At 71.0% G+C, this 16,296-nt stretch carries 13 protein-coding genes; 5 read left to right on the forward strand and 8 right to left on the reverse strand.

The features are described from left to right. Positions 1-130: 130 nt before the first annotated feature. The 3 genes from D3869_RS30670 to D3869_RS30680 all read left to right on the forward strand — a co-directional run bounded on the left by D3869_RS30670 (position 131) and on the right by D3869_RS30680 (position 4,714). Positions 131-3,085, forward strand: a complete 2,955-nt coding sequence (locus D3869_RS30670) for an FAD-dependent oxidoreductase (RefSeq protein ID WP_137143392.1) — start codon at positions 131-133, stop codon at positions 3,083-3,085. 74 nt (positions 3,086-3,159) lie between these two features. Continuing rightward, complete coding sequence (locus D3869_RS30675) at positions 3,160-3,888, forward strand: amino acid ABC transporter ATP-binding protein (protein WP_137118344.1); 729 nt, start codon at positions 3,160-3,162, stop codon at positions 3,886-3,888. A gap of 148 nt (positions 3,889-4,036) precedes the next feature. After that, entirely contained in the window at positions 4,037-4,714 is a 678-nt protein-coding gene (locus D3869_RS30680; protein WP_094305867.1) for a GntR family transcriptional regulator, read from the forward strand. Positions 4,715-4,720: 6 nt separating this feature from the next. Here the strand turns inward: D3869_RS30680 and xylB are convergent, their stop codons facing one another. The 7 genes from xylB to D3869_RS30715 all read right to left on the reverse strand — a co-directional run bounded on the left by xylB (position 4,721) and on the right by D3869_RS30715 (position 13,413). Next, entirely contained in the window at positions 4,721-6,196 is a 1,476-nt protein-coding gene (gene xylB / locus D3869_RS30685) for a xylulokinase (RefSeq protein ID WP_137143393.1), read from the reverse strand. Positions 6,197-6,224: 28 nt separating this feature from the next. Then, positions 6,225-7,532, reverse strand: coding sequence for a xylose isomerase (gene xylA / locus D3869_RS30690; RefSeq protein ID WP_137143394.1), 1,308 nt, complete (start codon positions 7,530-7,532; stop codon positions 6,225-6,227). Between the two features lie 11 nt (positions 7,533-7,543). Then, the gene (locus D3869_RS30695) at positions 7,544-8,719 is read right to left on the reverse strand and encodes a Gfo/Idh/MocA family protein (protein WP_137143395.1); all 1,176 of its coding nucleotides are present in this window, start codon (positions 8,717-8,719) and stop codon (positions 7,544-7,546) included. A gap of 13 nt (positions 8,720-8,732) precedes the next feature. Further along, the gene (locus D3869_RS30700) at positions 8,733-9,788 is read right to left on the reverse strand and encodes a sugar phosphate isomerase/epimerase family protein (RefSeq protein WP_137143396.1); all 1,056 of its coding nucleotides are present in this window, start codon (positions 9,786-9,788) and stop codon (positions 8,733-8,735) included. A 78-nt stretch (positions 9,789-9,866) separates the two neighbouring features. After that, positions 9,867-10,820 carry a substrate-binding domain-containing protein gene (locus D3869_RS30705; RefSeq protein ID WP_137143397.1) on the reverse strand — a complete coding sequence of 318 codons (954 nt, stop codon included), beginning with the start codon at positions 10,818-10,820 and terminating at the stop codon, positions 9,867-9,869. A gap of 27 nt (positions 10,821-10,847) precedes the next feature. Then, positions 10,848-11,852 carry an ABC transporter permease gene (locus D3869_RS30710; protein WP_175426689.1) on the reverse strand — a complete coding sequence of 335 codons (1,005 nt, stop codon included), beginning with the start codon at positions 11,850-11,852 and terminating at the stop codon, positions 10,848-10,850. Further along, positions 11,830-13,413 carry a sugar ABC transporter ATP-binding protein gene (locus tag D3869_RS30715; protein WP_137143398.1) on the reverse strand — a complete coding sequence of 528 codons (1,584 nt, stop codon included), beginning with the start codon at positions 13,411-13,413 and terminating at the stop codon, positions 11,830-11,832. Before D3869_RS30715 ends, D3869_RS30710 begins: the two co-directional genes overlap by 23 nt. A gap of 189 nt (positions 13,414-13,602) precedes the next feature. Here D3869_RS30715 and D3869_RS30720 point away from each other — a divergent pair, with 189 nt between their 5' ends. Next, positions 13,603-14,781, forward strand: a complete 1,179-nt coding sequence (locus D3869_RS30720; protein WP_137143399.1) for an ROK family transcriptional regulator — start codon at positions 13,603-13,605, stop codon at positions 14,779-14,781. A 76-nt stretch (positions 14,782-14,857) separates the two neighbouring features. On the opposite strand, the gene D3869_RS30725 is transcribed toward D3869_RS30720, so the two are convergent. Further along, positions 14,858-15,256, reverse strand: a complete 399-nt coding sequence (locus D3869_RS30725; RefSeq protein ID WP_137143400.1) for a RidA family protein — start codon at positions 15,254-15,256, stop codon at positions 14,858-14,860. A gap of 102 nt (positions 15,257-15,358) precedes the next feature. On the opposite strand from D3869_RS30725, the gene D3869_RS30730 reads away from it, so the two are divergent. Beyond that, positions 15,359-16,273 (forward strand): LysR family transcriptional regulator, encoded by a 915-nt coding sequence (locus tag D3869_RS30730; RefSeq protein WP_137143401.1) that lies wholly within the window; start codon positions 15,359-15,361, stop codon positions 16,271-16,273. Positions 16,274-16,296: the final 23 nt, after the last annotated feature.

The following is a 16,296-nucleotide window of genomic DNA, read 5'->3' on the forward strand; positions in this document are numbered from 1 at the left end:
CAAGCTCCTGCCTAATTTTTGACCTTGCCTAAATACTACTCGTATACTATCTGTATACAGGAATCCAGCGCATTTTGACGCACCCTCAAAAAGCCGCTTCCCACCGCAATCCGGACACAGCCGCCCGCCCATGCGCCTCGAACATCCCAACGTCCGCCGCGACGGCGCCCTCATCGAGATCACCTACGACGGCGAGCGGATTCCCGCGCTGGCCGGGGAGACCGTGGCGGCCGCCCTGGCGGCGCACGGCGTCGCGGCCTACCGCCACACCCGCGACGGCGGGCGTCGCGGCCTCTATTGCGGAATGGGCGCCTGCTTCGAGTGTCTGGTGACGGTGGACGGCAGGGCGAGCCAGCGCGCCTGCCTGACCAAGGTGGCCGAGGGGCAGGTCGTCCGTTCGCAGCCGCCGGCGGGCACCGCCGCCGATCCGCTGGCCCCGCTGGTGCCGCCGCCGCAGGGCGCGGCGCCGGAGGAGCGGACGCCGGACCTGCTGGTGCTCGGCGCCGGCCCGGCCGGTCTGGCGGCGGCGGAGGCCGCGGCGCGGCGCGGCGCCGAGGTGGTCGTGCTCGACGAGCGGCCGCAGAGCGGCGGCCAGTATTTCAAGCCGCTGGCCCCGTCGCACCGCGCCGACCGGCCGACCGACCGCCAGTTCCGCGCCGGCCGCGCCCTGGTCGATGCGGCGCGGCTGGCCGGTGCGACGATCATCCAGGAGGCGACGGTGTGGGGCGCCCATGCCCCCGACGAGGTCGTCGCCGTCGTCGCCGGGCGCGAGACCGTCTACCGGCCGCGCCGGCTGGTGATCGCCAGCGGCGCCTACGAACGGCCGGCGCCCTTCGCTGGTTGGACGCTGCCCGGCGTGATGACGACCGGGGCGGGGCAGACCCTGGCGCGCGCCTACCGGGTGGCGCCCGGCCGCCGGGTGGTGATCGCCGGCAACGGCCCGCTCAACCTGCAACTGGCCTGCGAGCTGGTGGAGGGCGGCGTCACGGTGGCCGCCGTGCTGGAAAGCGCGCCGCGCCCGTCGCCCGCCCAGTGGCGCGCCCTGTGGACGGCTGTGCGCTCGGCCCCCGGCCTGATCGGCGACGGCGCCCGCTATCTGCTGCGGCTGCGGCGCGCCGGGGTGCCGGTGCTGTGGTCGCACGGGGTCGTTGCGGCAGAGGGCGCGGAGCGTCTGGAGCGTGTGCGCTACGCCCCGCTCGGCGCCGACGGCGCGCCCCGGCTGGCCGAGGCCGTCACCGTCCCCGCCGACGCGCTGTGCCTGGGCTACGGCTTCATCCCCTCCACCGAGATCGCCCGCGCGCTCGGCTGCGCCCACCGGCTGGTCGACCGCCATCTCGGCTACCTCGCCACCGAGACGGCGGAGGACGGCGCCACCAGCCTGCCCGGAGTCTTCGCGGTCGGCGACGGCGTCGATCTCGGCGGGTCGAAGGTGGCGCAGGCGCGCGGAACCCTTGCCGGGATCGCCGCCGCCGCCCAGCTCGGCTTTGCCGACACCAACCCGGAGCAGGGCCGGCGGGCACGGACCGACCTGCGGCGGGCCGAAGGCTTCCAGGCCGCGCTGTGGTCGATCTACCAGGCGCCGCCGCCGCGCCTCGACGCCGTGCCGGACGAGGCGATGCTGTGCCGCTGCGAGGAGGTCACCTTCGGCCAGGTCCGCGCCGAGATCGCCGCCGGCCATGACAGCCTCGCCGCGCTGAAGCGCAACACCCGGCTTGGCATGGGGCGCTGCCAGGGCCGCTACTGCGCTGCAACCGCCGCCCTGCTGCTGGAGCAGGCCACCGGCCGGCCGCGCGCCGCCGAGCAGTATCTGGCGCCGCGCCTGCCGGCCAAGCCGACCCCGGCCGGCGCCTTCGCCTTCGAGAAGCCGGAATGGGGCGGCCACCAGCGCGCCATCACCCCCAACCTCGCCCGCCCGCTGGAGGACGGCCCGCTGCCCGACCAGGAGGCCGAGATCCTGATCGTCGGCGGCGGCGTGGTCGGCGCCTGCCTCGCCTACTATCTGACCCAGGCCGGCCGCGACGTGCTGGTGGTCGAGCGCGGCGACACCAACCTGCAGGCGTCCGGGGCCAACGCCGGCAGCCTGCACGTCCAGCTCCTGTCCTTCGACTTCGGCGCCAAGGCCGAGGCGGGTGGCGGCCCGGCGGCGGCGACGCTGGCGCTCGGACCGCGCTCCATCGCGCTGTGGCGCGACCTGGAGCGCGCCTGCGGCGTCGATTTCGAGCTGGCCGTCACCGGCGGCCTGATGGTCGCCGACAGCCCGGCCGGCATGGACTTCCTGCGCGCCAAGGCGGCGCTGGAGCGGCGGTACGGCGTCGAGAACGCCATCATCGACGCGGCCGAGCTGCGCCGCCTCGCCCCCGCCTTGTCGGAGGAGCTGGTCGGCGCCGAATACGCCCCGCAGGAGGGCAAGATCAACCCGCTGCGCGCCACCTATGCCGTGCTGGAGCAGGCGCGCCGCCACGGCGCCCGCTTCCTGCGCGGGGTCAACGTCACCGGCATCGCCGCGGCCCCGGCGGTCGAGGGCGGCGGCTGGCGGGTGGAGACCCCGCGCTGCCGCATCCGCGCCAAGCAGATCATCAACGCCAGCGGCCCCTGGGCGCGCGAAACCGGGCGGCTGGTCGGCATCGACGTGCCGGTGCACAGCGCGCCGCTGCAGATGATCGTCACCGAGCCGGCGCCCAAGCTGGTCAGCCAGCTCGTCGCCCACGCCGACCGCCATCTCAGCCTGAAGCAGGCGGTCACCGGCGGGCTGATCATCGGCGGCGCCTGGACCGCCGTCTTCGACCCGGCGCGCCGCTTCAACACGGTGTCACGCTCCAGCATCGAGGGCAACCTGTGGGTCGCCCGCCATGTGCTGCCGCAGATCGCCGGGCTGCATGTCGTGCGCGCCTGGGCGGCAATGAACATCAACATCGACGGCGCGCCGATCATCGGCCCGGTGCCCGGCCTGCCCGGATTCTTCAACACGGTGACGTCGAACGGCTACACGCTGGCCCCGGTCGTCGCCCGCATGACCGCCGACCTGCTGCTGGACGGCCGCACCGACATCGACCCGACGCCCTTCCTGCTCGACCGGTTCCGCTGACGCGTCCGCCGAACCGCCCCCGTCCTTCAACGCCCGGCGCCGCAGCGGCGCCGCCCATCCGCAAGAGAAGCCGCATGATCGCCATCGAGAACGTCAGCAAGCACTACGGCACCTTCCAGGTCCTGAAGAACTGCACGACCACCGTGCGGAAGGGAGAGGTCGTGGTGGTCTGCGGCCCCTCCGGCTCGGGCAAGTCGACGCTGATCAAGTGCGTCAACGGGCTGGAGCCCTTCCAGTCCGGCCGCATCCAGGTGGACGGCATCGACGTCGGCGGGCGGGGCACCAACATGACGGCGCTGCGCGCCCGCGTCGGCATGGTGTTCCAGAACTTCGAGCTGTTCCCCCACCTGACCATCATGCAGAACCTGACCCTGTCGCAGCGCAAGGTGCTGGGCCGCGCGACGGCGGAGGCCGAGGCCAAGGGCGAGGCGCTGCTGACGCGGGTCGGTCTGGCCAGTCAGGCGCACAAGTACCCCGGCCAGCTCTCCGGCGGGCAGCAGCAGCGCGTCGCCATCGCCCGCGCCCTGGCGATGGACCCGATCGCCATCCTGTTCGACGAGCCGACCTCGGCGCTCGACCCGGAAATGATCAACGAGGTGCTCGACGTGATGGTCGAGCTGGCCAACGAGGGCATGACGATGATCTGCGTCACCCACGAGATGGGCTTCGCCCGCAAGGTCGCCCACCGGGTGATCTTCATGGACCATGGCAGCATCATCGAGGACTGCACCAAGACCGAATTCTTCGAAACCCAGCGCTCGGAGCGCGCCACCCAGTTCCTTGCCAAGATCCTCCAGCACTGAGGCCGGCAATGGGGCCAACACTGGGGCCAGCACGGAGGAGGGCACAGCGCCGCATCCCGCCATCCGGACGGATCGCTCAGAACCTTTGCAGGACAACGATTCGTCTGCTTTGTTAGGAAGAAATCAGCGTCAGGTGGCAGGACTTGGTATGAGCACGGACATGGACGGCCCGAAAACCGCGAGCCCGGCAACCGCCGGCGTGAATCTGGCGAGCATGGCCTACCGGACCATCCTGGAGATGATCCTCGACCGCCGCATCCCCAGCGGGGAGGTGATCGTCGAGGACCGGCTGGCCACCGCGCTCAGCATCTCGCGCACGCCGATCCGCGAGGCGCTGGTCCGGCTGGCCAGCGAGGGGCTGATCCGCAAGGAGTTCAACCGCCCCTACCGGGTGCGCGAGGTCTCCAACCGCGAGTATTTCCAGAGCATGCGCCTGCGCGAGATCCTGGAGGGGGAGGCGATCGCCGCCGCCGCGTCGCGGGTCGACCCGGCCCGCCTGCAGGCGATCAAGGCCGAGATGCTGCGGCTGCGCGACGAGCCCAAGATCCGCTTCGAGGACCATTGGGCGGCCGACGAGGAACTGCACACCCTGATCGCCGAGGCGTCCGGCAACGCGGTGCTGGCGCAGATCATCCGCGACCTGCGGGTGACCACGCGCCTGTTCGAGCTGTCGGGCCTGCCGTCGCGCATCCGCCCCGACTGCGACGAGCATCTCGACGTCATCGCCGCCCTTGAAACCGGCGACCCGGCGCAGGCGCGCGCCGCCATGGAGGGGCACATCCGCAGCCTCGCCAAGGACGTGCTGGGCGAGATCGCCAAGAGCTGAGACGCCTCATACCCCATCGGCCTCGCGGAAGGCGGCGCTGAGGTCACCGTAGAGGCGGCGGAACAGGCGGCGGCGCGGCGCCAGGGCGGCGGCCAGGGCCGGGTCCGGCTCCACGGTGTGACGGATCTCCAAGGGCCGGCACACGGTTTCCGGCTCCTCGCCCGTCACCGCGAGGCGCGCCAGACGGGCCGCCCCGAAGGCCGGGCCGACCTCGCCCCCCGCCGGGTAGTCGAGCGGCCGGCCAAGCGCGCTCGCCAGGATGCGGCCCCACAGGGCGCTGCGCGCGCCACCGCCGATCACCAGGAAGCGTTCGACGCGTCCGCCGGCCTCCTCCAGGGCGTCCAGCCCGTCGGCGAAGGCGAAGGCCACCCCCTCCAGCACGGCGCGGGCGAGCGCCCCGCGGTCGGTGTCGTGGGTCAGGCCGAAGAGGACGCCCTTGGCGTGCGGGTCGTTGTGCGGCGTGCGCTCCCCCGACAGATAGGGCAGGAAGACCAGCGCGCCGGGATCGCCCCCGTGAGATTCCGCCTCGCGCAGCAGCGCCGCCTCGTCCGCGGCGCCGGTCAGGCGGGCGGCGAAGGACAGGCAGCTCGCCGCGCTCAGCATCACCGACATCTGGTGCCAACGGTTGGGCAAGGCATGGCAGAAGGCATGCACGCCGCGTTCGGGGTTGGGCGCGAAGCGGTCGCCGCTGACGAACAGCACGCCCGAGGTGCCCAGCGACAGGAAGGCGCTGCCCGGCGCCACCACACCGACTCCCACCGCACCGGCCGCGTTGTCGCCGGCCCCCGCCGCCACCACGGTTCCCAGCGGAACGCCCCACTCGGCGGCGACCTCCGCCCTTAAGGCGCCGGAGGGCTGACACCCTTCGTACAGCGTCGGCATGTGCGCCTCGCCGAGCCCCGTGGCGGCCAGAAGCTCGTCCGACCACGCGCGCCGGCCGACGTCCAGCCACAGCGTGCCGGCGGAGTCCGACAGGTCCGAGGCGTGGTCGCCGGTCATGCGCAGGCGCAGCCAGTCCTTGGGCAGCAGCACCTTGGCGGTCGCTTTGAACCGGTCCGGCTCGTGCGCCGCGACCCACAGCAGCTTGGGCGCGGTGAAGCCGGGCATGGCGCGGTTCCCGGCGATGGCGCGCAGGTTGGGCGCACGGCGCTCCAGCTCCGCGCATTCCGCACCGCTGCGCCCGTCGTTCCATAGGATGGCCGGGCGCAGCACGCGGTCCTGCCGGTCGAGCAGGGTCGCCCCGTGCATCTGCCCCGACAGCCCTATCCCCCGCACCGCCGCCATCGCGTCGGGATGGGCGGCGCGCAGTCCGGCGACGGCGCGTCCGGTGGCGGCCCACCAGTCCTCCGGGTCCTGCTCCGACCACAGCGGGTGCGGGCGGCTGACCTCCAGCGGGGCGGTGGACTGGCCGACGAGGCGTTGCGCCGCGTCGACCAGCACCGCCTTGACGCCGGACGTTCCCAGGTCGATGCCGAGATACATGGACCTTCCCCTCAATCAGCCGGCGGCCTCAGACGAGGCGGTTCACCAGATTCTCCAGCATCTCCTGCCGGCCCGAGCGCGGCCGGGGATCGAGGCCGAGGCCGGCGTCGGCCGCGCCGGCCAGATCTAGCCCGCCGAGCAGCTTTTGGCCGAGATCGCCGCTCCAGCCGGCGTAGCGCTCCGCGCGCAAGTCTCGCAGCCGGCCGTCCTCGACGAGCCGCGCCCCGGCGAGCAGCGCGCGGGCCAGCGTGTCGATGCCGCCGACATGGGCGTGCAGGAGGTCGTCCGGCTCGACGCTCTGGCGCCGGATCTTGGCGTCGAAGTTGAAGCCGCCGGTGGTGAAGCCGCCGCCCTCCAGGATGCGCGCCATGGGCAGCGCCAGCTCCACATGGTCGTTGGGGAACTGGTCGGTGTCCCAGCCGTTCTGCGGGTCGCCCCGGTTCATGTCGATGGAGCCGAAGACGCCCAGCGCCAGCGCCGTCGCCACCTCGTGCTCGAAGCTGTGGCCGGCCAGCGTGGCGTGGTTCACCTCGATGTTGACGGCGACCTCTTTCTCCAACCCGTAGCGCTTCAGGAAGCCGTAGACCGTCGCCACGTCGTGGTCGTACTGGTGCTTGGTCGGCTCCATCGGCTTGGGCTCGATCAGGATGGTGCCGGTGAAGCCGATCTTGTGCTTGTGCTCGACCACCATCGTCAGGAAGCGGCCGAGCTGGTCCAGCTCGCGCGCCATGTCGGTGTTGAGCAGCGTGTCGTAGCCCTCGCGCCCGCCCCACAGCACGTAGTTGACGCCGCCCAGCCGCTGCGTCGCCTCCAGCGCGTCGCGCACCTGCGCCGCCGCGCAGGCGAAGACCTCCGGGTCCGGGTTGGTGGCCGCGCCGGCCATGTAGCGGGGGTGCGAGAACAGGTTGGCGGTGCCCCACAGCAGCTTGACGCCGCTGCGCTCGATGCAGCCCTGCAGCCGCTCGGTCAGGCGGGCGAAGACCGCCTGCGTCTCCCGCAGGGAGCCCATCTCGGGCGCCACGTCGCGGTCATGGAAGGTGAAGAAGGGCGCGCCGAGCTTTTCGAACAGCTCGAACGCCACGTCCATCTTCGCCTCGGCCAGCGCCACCGGATCGCCGGCGCGCATCCAGGGCCGGTCCAGCGTGCCGCCGCCGAAGGGATCGGAGCCGGGCCAGCAGAAGCTGTGCCAGTAGCAGACGGCGACGCGCAGATGGTCGGCCATGCGCCGGCCCAGGACCATGCGGTCGGGGTCGTACCAGCGGTAGGCGAGCGGGGTGTCGCTGTCCGGCCCCTCGTAGCGGATGCGCTCGACGCCGGTGAAATAGGCTTCGGTCATGGCAAATCCTTTCAAATCTCGACCCAGGCGGCGTCCCGGCGGCTCGATTCCACGGCGGCGTGGATGAAGCGCACGCCGCGCACGCCGTCCTGGACGGTGGGGACGAGGGCCGCTTGCTCACCGGCGGCGGCACCGCCCATGCGGGCGACGATCAGGTCGGCGGCGTCGCGGTAGATCTGGGCGAAGCCTTCCAGATAGCCTTCGGGATGGCCCGACGGGATGCGCGTGGCGTGCGCGGCGGCCCCGTCGGACCCGGGGCCGCCGCGGGTGATGGTGCGCGGCGGCTCGCCGAGCGGGCTGAAGCGCAGGTGGTTCGGCTGCTCCTGGAACCACTCCAGCCCGCCCTTGTCGCCGTAGACGCGCAGGCGCAGCCCGTTCTCGTGGCCAGGCGCCACCTGACTGGCCCACAGCATGCCGCGCGCGCCGTTGCCGAAGCGCAGCATCATGTGCGCGTTGTCGTCGAGCCGGCGCCCCTCCACGAAGGCGGTCAGATCGGCGGCGACCCGCGTGCAGCGCAGGCCGGTGACGAACTCCGCCAGCTGGAAGGCGTGGGTGCCGATGTCGCCGACGCAGCCGGCGATGCCGCTGCGCGCCGGGTCGGTCCGCCATTCCGCCTGCTTCTGCCCGCTCTCCTCCAGCCGGGTGCTCAGCCAGTCCTGCGGGTATTCGACCTGAACGACGCGGAGGGCGCCCAGGTCACCGGCCGCCACCATGGCGCGGGCCTGCCGCACCATCGGATAGCCGGTGTAGTTGTGGGTCAGCGCGAAGACGAGGCCGCTGCGCTCCACCGCCGCCGCCAGATCCTCCGCGTCCTCCACCGTGGTGGTCAGCGGCTTGTCGCAGATGACGTGGATGCCCGCCTCCAGGAACGCCTTGGCGGCGTCGTGGTGCAGGTGGTTGGGCGTGACGATGCTGACCACGTCGATGCCGTCGTCGCGCGCCGCCTCGGCCCGCGCCATCTCCGCGAAGCTGGCGTAGCAGCGCTCCGGCGGCAGGAACAGGTCGGCGCCGCTGGCTTGGCAGCGCTCCGGATCGGAGGACAGCGCCCCGGCCCGCAGTTCGTAACGGTCGTCGAGGCGCGCGGCGATGCGGTGCACCGCCCCGATGAAGGCGCCCCGCCCGCCGCCGACCATGCCCAGGCGCAGCCGGCGGTTCGGCCCGGAGGCCGTTTTCCCTTCGATGGTCATGTCTTCCTCCCGCTCAGCCGATGCCGAGCATGCGCCGGTTGGCCGAATCGTCGGTTCCGGCCCCGGCGAAGTCATCGAAAGCCTTCTCGGTCACCCGGATGATGTGCGCGTCGATGAACCGCGCGCCTTCGGCGGCCCCCTGCTCGGGGTGCTTCATGGCGCATTCCCACTCCAGCACCGCCCAGCCGTCGAAGCCGTACTGGGTCAGCTTGGAAAAGATGCCGCCGAAATCGACCTGCCCGTCGCCCAGCGAGCGGAAGCGCCCGGCCCGGCCGATCCAGGGCTGGTAGCCGGAATAGACGCCCTGGCGCGGGGACGGGTTGAACTCCGCGTCCTTGACGTGGAACATCTTGATCCGTTCGTGATAGACGTCGATGTAGCCGAGATAGTCGAGCTGCTGCAGCACGAAGTGGCTGGGATCGTAGAGGATGTTGCAGCGCGGGTGGTTGCCGACGCGCTCCAAGAACATCTCGAAGGTCGCTCCGTCGAACAGGTCCTCGCCGGGATGGATCTCATAGCAGAGGTCCACCCCCGCCGCGTCGAAGGCGTCGAGGATCGGCCGCCAGCGCCGCGCCAGTTCGTCGAAAGCCGTTTCGATCAGCCCCGCCGGGCGCTGCGGCCAGGGATAGACGTAGGGCCAGGCCAGAGCGCCGGAGAAGGTGACGTGCGCCGTCAGCCCCAGGTTGGCCGAGGCCTTGGCCGCCATCAGCAGCTGGTTGACCGCCCATTCCTGGCGGGCCTTCGGGTTGCCGCGCACCTCCGGTGCGGCGAAGCCGTCGAACGCCTCGTCATAGGCCGGGTGCACGGCGACGAGCTGCCCCTGGAGATGGGTGGACAGCTCGGTGATCTGCACGCCGGCCTCAGCCAGCACGCCCTTCACCTCGTCGCAGTAGCCCTTGCTCTCGGCGGCCCGGGCGAGGTCGAACAGGCGGCCGTCCCAGGACGGGATCTGCACGCCCTTGAAGCCCAGCCCGGCGGCCCAGGCGCCGATGGCCGGAAGGCTGTTGAACGGCGCCGCGTCCCCCGCGAACTGCGCGAGGAAGATCGCCGGCCCCTTGATCGTTTTCATGATGGGTCTCCCCATGAGTGTGCTGGTGTCCCCTCCACCGCCAGAGGCGGGGGAGGGCCAGGGAGGGGGCAGAGGTTCTTAGAACGGCGAGTCCGGGTAGTAGTATTTCGCGGCGTTCTCCGGGGTCACCAGCGTCGCCTCGATGATGTATTCCTTCTGGATCGGCGCCTTCTCCACCAGATGCTTGGCGGTGATCTCCATGGCCTCGGCGATCATCGCGGGCGGGTAGAGGACGTCGGCGGGGACCAGCACGTCCTTGTCCATGACGCGCTTGATCATGTCCTTCATGCCGGCGCCGCCGAGGATGAACATCTCCTTCTCGCGGCCGGCCTGCTTGACGGCCTCGATGACGCCGAGCGCGATGTCGTCGTCCTGCGCCCACACCGCGTCGATCTTCGGGAAGCGGGACAGGAAGTCCTGCATCACCTTGAAGCCGTCATCGCGGTTCCAGTTGGCGTACTGCATTCCCAGCACCTTGATCTGGGTGCCCTCGATCTCCTTCATGAAGGCGTCGACGCGCTGGTTGTCGATCACGGTGGGGATGCCGCGCAGCACCACGATGTCGCCCTTGCCGCCCATCTTCTCCTTCATGAACCGGGCGGAGACCTCGCCCATCTGCGGGTTGTTGCCGGCAACGTAAAGGTCCTGGATGGACGGGTCGGTCAGGCCGCGGTCCACCACCGTGACGAACTTGCCGGCCTGCTTGACCGCGCGCACGGGGTCGGTCATCGGCGCGGATTCGAAGGGCAGGATGACCAGCGCGTCGATCCGCTGCACCGAGACCAGATCCTCCAGGTCGTTGGCCTGACGCCCGACGTCGCGGGCGGTGACGATCACCACGTCGAGGTTCGGGTACTGCTTCTCCAGCCGCTTCTCGGCCTGCTGGGCGTGCCAGTTGAGGCCGCCGGCCCAGCCGTGCGTCGCGGCGGGGATGGACACGCCCATCTTGATCTTCTGCTGCGCCCAGCCGGCGACCGGCGCTACCATCAGGCCCGCGGCCAGCGCCGCGGCCAGAGCGAAACGGAACGTCATGGTCGATTCCTCCCTCTTCGTATTATTTCAGCGACGCGCCACGGTCCCCCGTTGCAGGAGCACCGCGACGATGATGATCACCCCCTGGATGGTGCCGTTCAGGTAGACGCTGATGGCGCCGGTCAGGTTGAGGATGTTGTCGATCAGCGTGAGCATGACGGCGCCCACCACCGTGCCCCAGATGCGGCCGTAGCCGCCCTTCAGCATGGTGCCGCCGATGATGACGGCGGCGATGGCCTCCAGCTCCCACAGCAGGCCCGTGGTGGCCGAGGCCGAGCCCAGCCGCGGCACGTAGATCACCACGGCGATGGCGACGCACAGGCCCTGAAGCACGAAGGCCAGCAGCTTGACCCGGTCCACGTTGATCGCCGAATAGCGCGCCACGTCCTCGCTGGAGCCGATGGCGGCGCAGTAGCGGCCGAAGCGCGTGCGGTACATGATCAGCGCGCCGATCAGCGCCACCACCGCGAAGGCCAGGATCGGGTAGGAGATGCCGAAGACGCCGCCGTAATAGACGGGCCGGTAGATCGTGCGGATCTCCGAATTCAGGGACAGCGTGCCGCCGTCGGCGATGTAGGTGACCAGGGACCGGAAGATGCCCATGGTCCCCAGCGTGACGATGAACGCCTCCATCCTCCCCTTGGTCACCAGCAGCCCGTTGACCAGCCCCGCCGCCAGCCCGAGCCCCAGCGCCACCAGGACGCCGATCAGGATGACCGGCAGCCCGGCGCCCATGGAGCCGACCAGGGCGTTCATCACCACGATCGTCACGCCCGACGCGAAGGCGGCCAGGGAGCCGACCGACAGGTCGATCCCGCCGGTGGTGATGACGAAGGTGGCCCCGACCGCGATGATGCCGATGAAGGCGGTGCGGGTCAGCACGTTGCCGATGTTGCCCGGGCTGAGGAACACCGGGTTGACGATGGTGCCCAGCACGATCAGCGCGGCCAGCGCCAGGAACGGCCCGTAGAGTTTCAGATCGAAGCCGGAGGAGGGCTTCCGCGCGGCCTCAGGCATGACCGACGGCGTCATGCGCGTCTCCTTCTGATGTGCGGCTTGATGAGCGGAGCGATGTGCGGCCCTTCAGGCCATCGACCATGCGGCCTTTCAGGCCGGTGGCGTAGCGGACGATCTCGCCCTCCTCGACGTCGGCCCCCTCCAGGATGCCGGTCACCACGCCGGAGCGCATGACCACCACCCGGTGCGACAGCCCGATGATCTCGGGCATTTCCGAGGAGATGAGGATCACCGACCCGCCCCGGCGGGCGAAGTCGTGCAGGAACTGGTAGATCTGCTGCTTGGTCCCGATGTCGATGCCGCGCGTCGGCTCGTCGACGATCAGGATGTCGGGATCGACCTGCATGGTCTTGGCGAGCAGCAGCTTCTGCTGGTTGCCGCCGCTGAGGCTTCCGACCGGCACGTCCAGCGTCCGGACGCGGATGTCGAACTCCGTCACCGCGCGCTCCAGCGCCGCGGCCTCCCGCCGCTCGTCGACGAAGATCCGGCCGTAGCGGTCCAGCGCCAGCAGCGTCAGGTTCGGCTGCAAACCCTTGGCAAGCAGCAGGCCCTTGCCCTTGCGGTCCTCGGTCAGATAGGCGATGCCGGCGGCCACCGCGTCCTCCAGGCGGCGGACGCGCAACGGCTCCCCGTTGCGGGACAGCGTGCCGGCGGTGCGACGTCGCAATCCGAGCAGCCCCTCGGCCAGCTCCGTCCGCCCGGCGCCGATCAGCCCGGCGAAGCCCAGGATCTCGCCGCGGCGCAGGTCGAAGCCGGCACCCCGCACCCAGCCGGGAACGTCGATCCCCCGCGCCTCCAGCACCACGGGCGCGTCCGGCGCCGGCGGTGTCTTGGCCGGGAACAGGTCGCTGATCGCCCGCCCGACCATGAGCTGGGCGATGCCGTCCTCCGTCAGTTCGGCGGTCGGGCGGGTGGCGATGTGGTGGCCGTCGCGCAGAACCGTGACCCGGTCGGTGATGGCCCGCACCTCGTCCAGCTTGTGGGAGGTGTAGACGATCCCCACCCCCTGGTCGCGCAGCCGGCGGATCAGCCCGAACAGCACGGCGGACTCGGTGCCGGTCAGCACCGCCGTGGGTTCGTCCATGATGAGGACGCGGACCTCGCGCGACATCGCCTTGGCGATCTCGACCATCTGCCGCTCCGACACGGCGAGGTCGCGCACCCGCGCACGCGGGTCCACCGGGCATTCCAGCTCGGCCAGGACGGCGCGGGACCGCTCGCGCATGGCGCGCTTGTCGAGGAAGGGGCCGCGCCGCAGCTCGCGCCCGAGAAAGATGTTCTCCTCGACCGTCAGGTGTTCGGCGAGGTTGAATTCCTGGTGGATCAGCACGACGCCCGCCGCCTCGGCGGCGCCGATGCCGGAGAAGCTCACCGGCCGCCCATCCACGCGCACGGCGCCCGAGGTCGGCTGGTGAAAGCCGGACAGGATCTTCATCAGCGTCGATTTGCCGGCCCCGTTCTCGCCGACCAGGGCGTGCACCTCACCGCGCAGGACGGTGAAATCCACCCCATGGAGGACCTCGACGGGCCCAAAGCTCTTCGTGACGCCGAACGCTGCCAAAAGCGGCTCGGCCATGGGGTCGCCCCCTCCCTGGATTGCGGCTTCTCGTGTGGCCGCGAATTAGATAGACGGTCTAACAAATGGGAGCGTATGATTCGAATCAGCCCGCGTCAAGCCATGTCGGGGCGACATCCCCCACCTTTTCGGTGTATGCCCCGCCCGGCGCCCAACGATTGCCGCCCGACGCGCGAGACAGGAATCCGCATGCTGCCAAGGGTCAACTCGGCCGCGATCCGCCGCCTCAACATGGTCCGCGTCTTCCACGCGCTGCGGGAGAACCCGCGCTGCGCGCAGCGCGACCTCAGCCGGCTGACCGGCCTGGACAAAGCGACGACCTCGGCCATCGTGGCGCAGATGATCGAGGAGGGGCTGGTCGAGCGGAGCGAGGCGCCGCGCGCCCGCCGTATCGGCCGGCCGGAAACCGCGCTCGGCATCGCGCCGTCGGCCGGCCTGCTGGTCGGCGCCCGGCTGGAGCCGGGAACGATCCGCATCGTCTCCACCACGCTGGCCGGCACGGTGGTGGAGCAGTCGCAGATCCCCGGCAGCACCGACCTCGCCACGGCGCTGCGCCGGCTGCACGAGGGGATCGACGCGATCGTCGCGGTGAGCCGGCCGGAGGGCGGAGCGGCACCGCCGCCCCTGCGCGGCATCGGCATCGGCATCCCGGCGCTGATGGACCGCGCGGGCCGGCTCGTGCTGGCGCCCAATCTGGGCTGGCGCGACACGCCGATCCGCCCGCTGCTGGAGGAGGCGCTGGGCGCACCGGTCCATGTCGACAACGACACCAAGGCCGCCGCCATGGCCGAGCGGCTGTTCGGCGCCTGCCGGGGGGTGGAGGATTTCGTTTATCTGACCGGCCATTCGGGCGTCGGCGGCGGGCTGTTCTTCGGCGGGCGGCTCTACCGCGGCGCGCAGGGCTTCGCCGGGGAGATCGGCCACCTGACCGTGGTGCGGGGCGGCCGTCCCTGCGGCTGCGGCAAGCGGGGCTGCCTGGAAACCTACGTCTCCGAGACGTCGATCCTCGCCCAGGCCGGCGAGCGGGGGCGCGCCCTGCCCGATCTCTGGGCGGCGGCGGCGGCGGCGCGCGACGGCGACCCGGTGGTGCGGACCCTGCTGGAAGACGCCGGCTCGCACCTCGGCTTCGCGCTGTCGCATCTGGTCAATTTGGCGAATCCGGGTCTGGTGGTGCTGGGCGGCAACCTGTCGATCGTCGCGGAGTTCGTTCTGCCGTCGCTGAACGCCGCCCTTGACGAGCACGCGCTCGAACCGCTGCGCCGCGACCTGCGGCTTCTCGTTTCGCCGCTCGGCCCGGACGCCGTTCCCATGGGGGGAATCGCGCTGGCCATGGATGGCTTCCTGTCGGTGCCCGGCCCGATCCTGTAAGCTTGGTCCCCCTCTGGAGCGCGCCTCATCCCGTCACGCACGGCGGCCGCGCCGCCGTGGCGTGGTCGTGGTCGGTTCAAGGGGCTTGCGGGACCCGCGCGATCACCTTGATCTCGAAATCGAAGCCGGCGAGCCAGTTCACGCCGACCGCGGTCCAGTTGGGATAGGGCTGATGGGGAAACATCCGGTTTTTGACGGACAGGACGGTTTCGAACTGGGCCTCCGGATCGGTGTGGAACGTCGTGACGTCCACGATGTCGTCGAACGTGCCGCCGGCCGCTTTCAGGACCGCGCCAAGATTGTCGAACGCCAGTTGAACCTGCGTCGCGAAATCGGGCTCGGGCGAGCCGTCCTCGCGGCTGCCGACCTGACCCGACACGAAAAGCAGGTCGCCGGATCGGATGGCGGCGGAGTAGCGGTGGATCTCATAGAGCGCCTGCCGGCCGGCAGGAAGGATGGCGTCGCGTTTGGGCATCGGGGTCTCCCGTTCGGGTTGGAACTGAAGCAGGAGATGGCGGCCCGGGACGTGCGCGATTAGACGTTGAAATCGACACGGGCTGATGCAAGATCGCCATCAATGACGCGCCCCTCCCTCAATGATCTCACCGCCTTCGTGGCCGTCGCGACCCATCGCAGCTTTCGCCGCGCGGCGGTTGAGCTTGGAACGGCACCCTCCACGCTGAGCCACGCGATGCGGGGTCTGGAGGAACGGCTGGGCGTCCGCCTCCTCAACCGCACCACCCGCAGCGTTTCGCCGACCGAAGCGGGGCTTGAGCTGCTCGGCCGCCTGCAGCTTGCCTTGACCTCCCTGGACGAGGCGCTGGACGCCGCCACCGCCTTTCGCGGCCATGTGGCGGGCCGGGTTCGGGTCAACGCGCCGCGGGTGGCCGCGACCGTGCTCGTCCGCGACGTCCTCCCGCGCATGGCGGACCGGTTTCCCGACGTGACGGTGGATCTGGTCGTCGACGGACGGCTGGTCGACATCGTGTCCGGCGGCTTCGATGCCGGCGTCCGTCTGGTTGACTCCATTCCGAAGGACATGATCGCGGTGCCCTTCCCGGTGCCGATCGGGTTCGTCTGCGTCGCGTCCCCCGCCTATCTCGACCGCGCCGGCGAACCGGAGACGCCCGACGATCTCCGGCGCCATCGCTGCATCGGCCACCGCCTGCCGGGTGGCCGGCTTTACCGGTGGGAGTTCGAGCGGGCCGGGCGGGAGCTGACCGTCGACATCAACGGACCGGTGGTTCTCGACGACGAGGAGCTGATGGTGGAGGCCGCCTTGCGGGGCCTGGGGATCGCCTATGTGGCGAGCTGGGCCGCCGAAGCCGCCCTCGCGGAGGGGCGGTTGCGGAGCGTGCTGCCGGGCTGGATGCACAAGCCGGAAAGGGCGGCGGTCTATTACCCCGGGCATCGCAGCGTGCCGCCGGCCCTGCGGGCGTTCCTCGACGTCGTCAAGGACGTGCTGGCCCCGCCGGCGTCCGAGCGGCCATGACCCCTGACGGCGGCCAGGCCGCC

The organism is Azospirillum brasilense (assembly GCF_005222205.1).
Lineage (GTDB): Bacteria > Pseudomonadota > Alphaproteobacteria > Azospirillales > Azospirillaceae > Azospirillum > Azospirillum brasilense_G.

Coding starts and splice junctions, on each gene's coding strand:
- D3869_RS30700 (WP_137143396.1), bottom strand. CDS start 9,788: ATGAAAACGATCAAGGGGCCGGCGATCTTCCTCGCGCAGTTCGCGGGG.
- D3869_RS30725 (WP_137143400.1), bottom strand. CDS start 15,256: ATGCCCAAACGCGACGCCATCCTTCCTGCCGGCCGGCAGGCGCTCTAT.
- D3869_RS30695 (WP_137143395.1), bottom strand. CDS start 8,719: ATGACCATCGAAGGGAAAACGGCCTCCGGGCCGAACCGCCGGCTGCGC.
- xylB (WP_137143393.1), bottom strand. CDS start 6,196: ATGTATCTCGGCATCGACCTGGGAACGTCCGGCGTCAAGGCGGTGCTG.
- D3869_RS30670 (WP_137143392.1), top strand. CDS start 131: ATGCGCCTCGAACATCCCAACGTCCGCCGCGACGGCGCCCTCATCGAG.
- xylA (WP_137143394.1), bottom strand. CDS start 7,532: ATGACCGAAGCCTATTTCACCGGCGTCGAGCGCATCCGCTACGAGGGG.
- D3869_RS30720 (WP_137143399.1), top strand. CDS start 13,603: ATGCTGCCAAGGGTCAACTCGGCCGCGATCCGCCGCCTCAACATGGTC.
- D3869_RS30730 (WP_137143401.1), top strand. CDS start 15,359: ATGACGCGCCCCTCCCTCAATGATCTCACCGCCTTCGTGGCCGTCGCG.
- D3869_RS30705 (WP_137143397.1), bottom strand. CDS start 10,820: ATGACGTTCCGTTTCGCTCTGGCCGCGGCGCTGGCCGCGGGCCTGATG.
- D3869_RS30710 (WP_175426689.1), bottom strand. CDS start 11,852: ATGACGCCGTCGGTCATGCCTGAGGCCGCGCGGAAGCCCTCCTCCGGC.
- D3869_RS30680 (WP_094305867.1), top strand. CDS start 4,037: ATGAGCACGGACATGGACGGCCCGAAAACCGCGAGCCCGGCAACCGCC.
- D3869_RS30675 (WP_137118344.1), top strand. CDS start 3,160: ATGATCGCCATCGAGAACGTCAGCAAGCACTACGGCACCTTCCAGGTC.
- D3869_RS30715 (WP_137143398.1), bottom strand. CDS start 13,413: ATGGCCGAGCCGCTTTTGGCAGCGTTCGGCGTCACGAAGAGCTTTGGG.